A 7,780-nucleotide genomic window follows, 5' to 3' on the forward strand; every position below is an offset into this window, starting at 1 on the left:
CAACCGCACCGCCCCCACGGCCGCGCTCGGGGGGATCGCGCTGGTCGCGGCCGTGGGGGCGGTGCGGTTGTGGCCGGCGCGGGGCGAGGAGGCCGTGGCACACGTCGTACACGAGCACGTCGGGCTCGCGCCCGATCACCCGCACCTCGTCAACGCCCTTGCTGTGGAGGGCGGTTGGCGGCACAGCCACGGGGTCGTGGCGGACGGGCCGCACGCCCACCACTGAGGTCACCGACTGTACGCGGGTTCTTGGTTCGTGGGGGCGAGGCCGCCGCGGTGGGCGAAGACGACGAGTTGGGCGCGGTCGCGGGCGGCGACCTTGATCATGGCCCGGTTCGCGTGCGTCTTGACGGTGGCGGGGCTGAGCACGAGCTGCGCGGCGATCTCGTCGTTGGACAGGCCGGTCGCCACGAGGGTGGTGATCTGCCGTTCCCGGTCGGTGAGGGAGTCCAGGCCGCGGCGGGCCGTCTCGTCGAGGGGGCGCGGCGCGGCGGGAGTGGCCAGGAAACGGCCGATGAGGGTGCGGGTCGCGGTCGGGGAGAGGAGTGCGTCGCCGCGGTTGACGGTGCGCGGAGCGTGCAGGAGTTCCTCGGCGTCGGCGCTCTTTCGGCGTCGGCGCTCTTGCCGAGGAATCCGCCGGCTCCCGCGCGCAGCGCCTCGAAGACGTACTCGTCGATCTCGAACGTGGTGAGGATCAGGACCCGTACGCCGGCGAGGTCGTCGTCCGCGGTGATCCGGCGGGTCGCGGCGAGGCCGTCGAGGACCGGCATCCGGATGTCCATCAGGACGAGGTCGGCGCGGGCGGCCTTGGCCAGGCGCACCGCCTCGCGGCCGTCGCCCGCCTCGCCGACCACTTCCAGGTCGGGCGCCGGGTCGATGAGGGCCTTGAGGCCGGTGCGGACCAGCGGCTGGTCTTCGGCATGCGCCAGCGCCCGGGCCTCACCTCCGCCCTGCTCGGCGACCCACGCGTGCTCGACCTCGACGAGCCCGCCAACGGCCTCGACCCGGCCGGCATGGCCGAACTACGGGACCTGCCGCGAGAGTTGGCCGCCGACAACCGCACGGTCCTGATGTCCAGCCACGTACTGAGCGAGGTGGCGCAGACCGTCGACCGCGTCGTCATCGTCGCCGGCGGCACGCTGCGCTACGCGGGCCCGCCGGCAGACCTGACGCACGCGCAGGGAGAGACGCTCGAAGCCGCGTTCCTCCGGCTGACGTCGAACCCGGACACCCGCACGGCCGCCACCGTGCCCACCCCCAGCCGAGCCCGAGGAGCACACGACATGCACACCCTCATCCGTACGACCCGTACCGAACTGCTGAAGCTGCGCACCGTGCGCAGCCCATGACTGCTCCTCGCCGCCTCCCCCCTGCTGGTCGTCGCGGGCACGAGCGGCCTGGTCGTCTCCGGCGAGAAGCCGCTCGACGCGACCGCGCAGAGCCAGGCGCTCGCCCACGTCGGCCTGGCCTCGCTGTTCACGCTGGTGTTCGGGATCCTCGCGGTCGCCGGGGAGTACCGGCACCAGACGATCACGGACACGTATCTGAGCACCCCCGCGCGCGGGCCTGTCATGGGGGCCAAGCTCCTGGTGTACGCGATCCTCGGCGCCCTGACCGGAGTGGCCGCCGGTCTCGTCGGCCTCGGTGTCGCGGCCGCCTGGTGGGCGGGCAAGGGTGCCTCCTTCGCCTGGGCGGACGCGGAGATGTGGACGACGATCGGCGGCGGCATCGACTGGAGCGCGGCGTTCGCCGCCATCGGTGTCGGTGCCGGCGCGCTGGTCCGCAACCTGATCGGCGCGATCGCCGCCGCACTGGCCTGGGTCGCCCTGGTCGAGGACATCGTCGGCCGGCTGCTCGGCGACCTCGCCCGCTGGCTGCCTTCAACGCGGGCCAGGGCCTGGGCGCCGCGGCCGAGCCCATGATGGACAACGACCTGCTGCCCCGCTGGGGCGGCGGCGGGGTCCTGGCCGCCTACACGCTCGTGTTCGCGGTGCTCGCCGTCACCACGAGCATGCGGCGCGACGTGTCCTGACGGTGCGCATCGCGGCGCCGCGCGGCTTCGCTGCCGCCCCGACGCCGCGATGCACCACGCGTGAGACCGTCGCCAACCCACGCTCCCGCGCAGCCGGTCGCAGCCACCCCGACCGGTGCAGTCACGCCACCGCTCCCCCGCACAGCAGGCCCGTCGCCGTCAGGGACGCCCACGGCAGCCACGCGACGCCAGTGCCGAAGAGCCCCCGACAGCCGGGTTTCCGAGCAAGATCGCGATGCCGGACGCGGTGTTGTAGGCCCCGTAGTCCGCCAGTCCCGGGCGACAGCCCGCCACGCGGGTTCGGCAGTGAGGCGGAGGCATGCACCGTGCCCGCGAGATGCGCGATGACCAGCACGACAAGCACGACAAGCACCGCATTCGAGCAATGACAGTGAGTCCTGCCTGGCACGCCCTTGGCGCTCTCGCGAGGCGGAGTTGTCTTTGCGTCAAGCCCCCTTTCCGAAGACAAGCACCTCCGTGGTGGCAACGCCCATGGGCGCCAGGAAGCTGGCCTCCAGGCGGCAGCCGAGGGTCGCGAAGAGGTCCACGCATGTCCGGCGGGGCATGGCGGCCGGGTAGGAGTCGTGCCCCGCGCCGCCCTGCGTCGCCCAGGCGCGCATCGCGGCCGGGTCCAGGCAGGTCTCTGTCATGACGTCGAAGACGATCCGGCCACCGGGGCGCGTGACGCGTGCCATCTCGAAGAAGTAGCGGGAGGCGCCGAGGAAGGTCAGGGTGTTGAAGACCTTGTGGGCCTGTACGAGGTCGACGCTGCCGTCGGGTGTCGGGGCGAGGCGGCATCCGGCGGTCGGTTGGGCGACCACGCCGAAGGTGTCCACCAGGTAGTCGGCCCAGGGCGCTGCCGTCTCGTAGATCTCGTAGCGGCCTGGTGAGCACTCTTTCAGCGTCTTCTCCAGATACCGGCCGGACCCGGGGCCGATCTCAAGGACCGTTTCCGGGTCGGCGGCGAAGACGCCGAGAGCGCGTAGTTCATCGATGGTGGACCGGGTGGCGCCAGGCGTCTCGTTCATGACCTCGTCGATGTAGTCACCGACCGACAGACCGGCCGCCCGTGCGGCCCGCATCGTTGCCTCGAACGGGATGAAATCGTCCACCCCGCCCCGGGGGTTGGTGCTGCGCACGACGTGGAATCCAGCGCGTCCCAAGAGCCGCTTGATCCCCGACTTCCATGCCGACGTCCCTTTCCTTGCCGCCCTCATCGGCCTTCCCCCTCCCGGGCCGCCAGTGCCGCCGCGAGCCGGGGCGCGGCGAACGCCGTCCCACAGGTGAACCGCATCAGCGGCCCGAACGTCGCCGCCGCCTGGATCCCGGTGAAGTAGAGCCCGGGTACCGAGGAGCCGAACCCGGCGTCCAGGCGGGGATAGCCTGCGGTACGGGCGAGCCGGGCCCGCAGCGCGGGGTCGAGGAAGTCGACGGCGTCCAGGCGTACGCGGTACCCGGTGGCCGCCAGCACATGCCCGGTGCGCAGGATGTGCGCGCGCCCCCGTACGTCACGAGTCGTCAGCTCGATGCCGTCGCCGCAGGCCCTGGCCCCGGTGATCCGCCGCCCGAGCAGGGTGGGCACGACGCCGTCCAGGCGCGGCTTGAGCCACCACGCCCCGAACGGCCCCAGCGCCCGGCGCACCAGCTTCAACCGCACCTCCCGCGGCAGACACCGGAACGCGGCCGCGTGGTGCACCACCCCGTACAGGCCCCACGAGCGCCCGAGCGGCGTGTCCGGCTGCCAGTGCGGCGGCGGCGTGGGACCGGCCCCGAACACCAACTCCGTTGTACGGGCGAGGAGTCGTACCTCCGCACCGGCCTCGTGGAGCAGCGCCGCGCTCTCCTGCGCCGACTGCCCGGACCCGGCCACGACCACCTCGCGGCCCGCGAACACCCCCAGGTCCCGATGGTGGGAGGCGTGCGAGACGAGCCCGTCGGCCACCAGCGGAGCGAGCGCGCCCGGCACGTGCGCGAACCCGTCCATCCCGCTGGCCACGACCACGGCGGGCACCCGCACCTCTTCCCCGGACGACAGCTTGACCCGGAACCCGTCGGACTGCCGGGCCACCCCGAGCACCCGGACGTCCTCCACCTCCGGCACCAACTGCTCGGCGAACCAGCGCCCGTAGCGCACGAACAGCTCCACCGGCACGGTGTCGTGCCCGCCCAGGACGGGCTCACCCGCGTGCCGGCAGTACCCCTCCAGCGTGAAACCCGGATCCGGCGCCGACAGCATCGACGCGCTCGGCGGCGACTTGAGCAGCATGCCCTTGGGCATGTTCCGGTCCCAGCTCGCCATCGGCGAGCCGAAGACCCTGACGTTCAGGCCGCGCCCCTTCAGGTGCGCGGCGGTGGACAGGCCGTACGGGCCCGCCCCGATGACAACGACAGATGCGGTGGTACGGGACACGAGATTCCCCCCTGACGCGGCGGCCCGAAAGCATCCTCGGGCAGACCGCGTACCGGCATGGACGTGTGATGGGTGAGCACGTCGGAAGCCGCGCGCGGCTGCGCGAAGGGCAGGCGGTCCCGGCCGCGGACAGCGGTGGGAGCCCTTCTCAGACAGCGAGCGGCCGTGGGGATGGTGGGGGACCGCGCCGGACGACCTCGTCAGCCAGCAAGGACACGACCGGGGAGGCTCGGGCGGGCAGCGGCGAAAGACGCAGGAGGCCACCGGCCACGCCGATGTCGCCGGGCGTGGGGAGGGGAGCGAACAGCCTGCGTACGAGATCGCCGAGCGCTCCGTGATCCTGACCCGCGGCATACAGCACCCGCCGTCGGCAGGCGCCGAGGCCGTGCAGCAGGATCGCGCAGAGCAACGTCAGCGCCAGGTGGGCCACGATGACCGGCGCCCCGGCGTGTACGGCGGACGGCCAAGCCTCGTGCGGGGCGAGGCCGATCGAGTCGTCGCCTCGCACGAACCACCAGCCGACAGCCGCCTGTGCGCCGTACGCGAGAAGCAGCTGCCGCCGCAGCGGCGTCTCCTGACCCGCGCCCGGCAAAGCGACCGCGAAGAGCACGAGCGCGGCGAGGATCCGCGCACCCCAGGACGGGTTGGAGTCGAACGCCAGGTGATGGACCATGACGGCCAGCGCCGAGCCCACCCCGGAGAACAATGCCGCCCGGACGGCCGCCACCGGCACCGCGGGCGGCACACTGCCGCGACGGTGCGAACGGAACACAAGGACCGAAGGCGCCATGACCCACCCATGATGGGGCGTAAGCCGCCGGGTGTCACCACCTTCTGGAACAACAACACCGCTTCCGGACAGGGTGATTTCGGGCCATCGGGTGAGGGTGTCGGCAGCTTCGCGTCAGGTTCCGCAACTAGTGCCGTAGACAGCCATGTAGCGGCCGGTGCCGCCCGCCGGGGCAAGGTCCGCGACCAGGGCGTACACACGGCCCGTGATGACGAGATCGCCCAGGCGAGCGGCCTGAAGCGCAGCGGGGCTGCTGAATCCGCGGCTGCCCCGGGTGGCCGGCTGAGACACGGGGGCTCGGCCGAGAGCTGAGCGGGACCGGTCGCGCCCGGTAGGGCAGCAGGGCCCGGACCGCGCGTCACGGTCCGGGCCCTGCCCCATGCGGTGCCGCCCTGCGGCGGCGGTGCGTCAGCTCTGTGCGGTGTCGTCGCTCGTCTGCCCGGCGTCCTCGGCTGCGGCTGCCTTCTCGCGCATCTTGCGCACCAGCTCCGCCTTCTGGTCGGCCGCACCCTGGCGGTCGAGGTTACGGTGCGGACCATTGTTCTGCCGCTCGGCACGGGACAGCTTCTTGCGCTGGCCGCCGCCCATGCCCACGGGGTTGTTGATGTTCTTGCTCACGGGTTCTCCCGGAATGATGTGAAGGGACCTACGGATTCATCGGTGGGGGACGGGCGCGGCGACATCGAAGGACGTCAGCAGGGGCCCGTCACGCTCTCACTCGTAAATCGGCGTCTGGAAGAACATGACCAAGACGTTACCCCGTTCCGTCCGCCCCGCACACCAAGATATTCGCCGTCCCGGCGTCGGCCGGGCCTGCGGCGAGCACCCCCAGGTCAGCCGTTTCCTTCCGGTCAGCTGAGCGACCGCGCCTGGAGGGCGTCGCCGATGAGGCGGACTCCTCGGGACAGGCGCCCCAGTTGCTGGAGTTCGACGGCGTACATCCTGATGGAGTTCTCGATCAGGGACGCGGACACGCCCATCGCGGGCAGTTCCGCCCGGCTGGTCTCCAGGGCGATCCGCGCCGTCCGTACCTCGTGCCGCAGTTGGAGCTGTGCGTGCCGGACGAGCAGTGCGGGATGGCGGGCCAGCGTCGGATAGGTGCCGTACCGGGCCGGGAGCAGGTCCCGCAGCCAGCGCATCGCCGTGCGTTCCCAGTCCGGGGTGCCGGGCGCCTTGACCTGGCAGGGCCAGTCGGGGCTGAGCGTGATGGAGGCAGTCTGGCGCATTCTCGTCGCTTCCGAGTGGTGTCGAACTCTGATCGAGACGTTGCTGCGGCGGCCTCGGCCCAGGGGTTGACCGAGGCCGCCGTGAGCGCTCCGGTGGATCCGAAAGCCGGGACCGGGCACGGGCGGGACGTGAGGAGGAGGCGTCACACCGCGTGTCTGTTTCCGGGAGGGCTTGGGGTCGCCCTCCCTGGCGTCTGGTGGATCCGGGGCGCTGGGAAAGTAAACATATATACCGTCGAGTACGCAAGGGAATGAAAAATTACATACGAAGGCAAGGGTGAAATTGCCCAGCGCAAGACGGCGAGACGGGGGGTGGCGCGCCGAGTGGGGGGACCGGCCTACAGGAAGAAACCGTGCTGGTCGGCGACCTGCTCGTAGCCTTCCAGGCGCGCCTGCGTCCGCTCGGGGTCCGCGTCGGCCATCGCCTGCAGCAGGGCCGCGGACAGCATGCCGGGCGCCGCGTACGAGTCGAAGACGAGCCGGGACCCGGTGCCCGCGGTCAGAGTCACGTCCGCCGCGTCCGCCAGCGGCCCCAGGGTGGGATCGGTGATCAGCGCGGTACGGAGCCCCACGCTCCGCGCGGCCCGGAGCGCGCCCAGGGTCTCCTTGGCGTGCCGGGGCATGGCATAGGCCAGCATCCAGGTCCCGCCCGCCGCCCGGGACTGGAGCAGGGCGTCGTAGGCCACGCTGCCGCCACGGGTCACCAGGCGTACGTCGGGGTGGATGCGCCGGGCCGCGTAGGCGAAGTACTCCGCCAGCGACACAGAGATCCGCAGGCCGAGTACCGTCAGCGGCACGGAACCGGCCAGCTCGCGCCCGATGTCCAGCGCCTGGTCGGTGTCGGCGAGCAGGCGACGTAGGTTCTGCAGGTTCTCGATCTCGGCGTCCACGGCCGCCTGCAGCGCGTTGTGCCGGAACTGCCCGCTGCCTCCCGGGGAGCCCGCGACCGCGCTCAGGGCGATCGGCTGGAGCGCGTCCCGCAGGGCGGGATAACCGCTGAACCCGAGGGAGACGGCGAAGCGGGTCACGGACGGCTGGCTGACACCGGCACGTTCCGCCAGCTCCGTGATCGAGAGGAACGCGGCCTCGGTGAGGTGATCGATCAGGTACTGGGCGATGCGCCGCTGCCCCGGGGACAGCCGATGGCCGTCGAACAGCGCACGGACCCGCTCGCCGGGGGCGCGCTCGTGGTCCGGCGACTTCCCGCCCGGCGTGATGGCGGCCGCCTGGGCGCGTGCCTGCTGCCCGGATGACACCGACGGGCCTCCCTCTCATGTCACTCGTCACCCAACATAGCCCACCCCCTGTGGCCACCCCTCGAC

Annotated in this window: 8 protein-coding genes and 2 pseudogenes; 3 read left to right on the forward strand and 7 right to left on the reverse strand. The window is 72.0% G+C overall.

Annotated elements, in window-relative coordinates:
- Positions 1–226: pseudogene (locus E2651_RS44360) on the forward strand (hypothetical protein); the annotation flags it as partial.
- A 2-nt stretch (positions 227–228) separates the two neighbouring features.
- On the opposite strand, the pseudogene E2651_RS38545 reads toward E2651_RS44360, so the two are convergent.
- A pseudogene (locus E2651_RS38545) lies at positions 229–929 on the reverse strand (response regulator transcription factor).
- On the opposite strand from E2651_RS38545, the gene E2651_RS38550 reads away from it, so the two are divergent.
- Both E2651_RS38550 and E2651_RS38555 read left to right on the forward strand, forming a co-directional pair.
- Complete coding sequence (locus tag E2651_RS38550) at positions 921–1,349, forward strand: hypothetical protein (protein WP_209446354.1); 429 nt, start codon at positions 921–923, stop codon at positions 1,347–1,349. The pseudogene E2651_RS38545 and the gene E2651_RS38550 overlap by 9 nt on opposite strands.
- A gap of 135 nt (positions 1,350–1,484) precedes the next feature.
- Positions 1,485–1,922, forward strand: coding sequence for a hypothetical protein (locus E2651_RS38555; RefSeq protein ID WP_135335934.1), 438 nt, complete (start codon positions 1,485–1,487; stop codon positions 1,920–1,922).
- A 556-nt stretch (positions 1,923–2,478) separates the two neighbouring features.
- Here E2651_RS38555 and E2651_RS38565 read toward each other — a convergent pair.
- The 6 genes from E2651_RS38565 to E2651_RS38590 all read right to left on the reverse strand — a co-directional run bounded on the left by E2651_RS38565 (position 2,479) and on the right by E2651_RS38590 (position 7,714).
- Positions 2,479–3,249: a methyltransferase domain-containing protein gene (locus tag E2651_RS38565; RefSeq protein WP_135335935.1), complete on the reverse strand. Its 771-nt coding sequence runs from the start codon at positions 3,247–3,249 to the stop codon at positions 2,479–2,481.
- Entirely contained in the window at positions 3,246–4,442 is a 1,197-nt protein-coding gene (locus E2651_RS38570) for an NAD(P)-binding domain-containing protein (protein WP_245239479.1), read from the reverse strand. The genes E2651_RS38565 and E2651_RS38570 overlap by 4 nt, the downstream gene beginning before the upstream one ends.
- A 148-nt stretch (positions 4,443–4,590) precedes the next feature.
- Positions 4,591–5,232, reverse strand: coding sequence for a hypothetical protein (locus E2651_RS45735; RefSeq protein ID WP_245239480.1), 642 nt, complete (start codon positions 5,230–5,232; stop codon positions 4,591–4,593).
- Positions 5,233–5,640: 408 nt separating this feature from the next.
- Entirely contained in the window at positions 5,641–5,850 is a 210-nt protein-coding gene (locus E2651_RS38580; RefSeq protein WP_135335938.1) for a DUF6243 family protein, read from the reverse strand.
- Positions 5,851–6,083: 233 nt separating this feature from the next.
- Positions 6,084–6,458, reverse strand: a complete 375-nt coding sequence (locus E2651_RS38585; protein ID WP_135335939.1) for a hypothetical protein — start codon at positions 6,456–6,458, stop codon at positions 6,084–6,086.
- A gap of 338 nt (positions 6,459–6,796) precedes the next feature.
- Complete coding sequence (locus E2651_RS38590; RefSeq protein WP_135335940.1) at positions 6,797–7,714, reverse strand: MurR/RpiR family transcriptional regulator; 918 nt, start codon at positions 7,712–7,714, stop codon at positions 6,797–6,799.
- Positions 7,715–7,780 lie beyond the last annotated feature (66 nt).

Origin of the sequence: Streptomyces sp. MZ04 (genome assembly GCF_004684775.1) — a bacterium.
Lineage (GTDB): Bacteria > Actinomycetota > Actinomycetes > Streptomycetales > Streptomycetaceae > Streptomyces.

What these genes read in the sequence shown, in the direction of transcription:
- E2651_RS38550 (WP_209446354.1), top strand. Translation starts at nt 921, where the DNA reads ATGCGCCAGCGCCCGGGCCTCACCTCCGCCCTGCTCGGCGACCCACGC.
- E2651_RS38565 (WP_135335935.1), bottom strand. Translation starts at nt 3,249, where the DNA reads ATGAGGGCGGCAAGGAAAGGGACGTCGGCATGGAAGTCGGGGATCAAG.
- E2651_RS45735 (WP_245239480.1), bottom strand. Translation starts at nt 5,232, where the DNA reads ATGGCGCCTTCGGTCCTTGTGTTCCGTTCGCACCGTCGCGGCAGTGTG.
- E2651_RS38585 (WP_135335939.1), bottom strand. Translation starts at nt 6,458, where the DNA reads ATGCGCCAGACTGCCTCCATCACGCTCAGCCCCGACTGGCCCTGCCAG.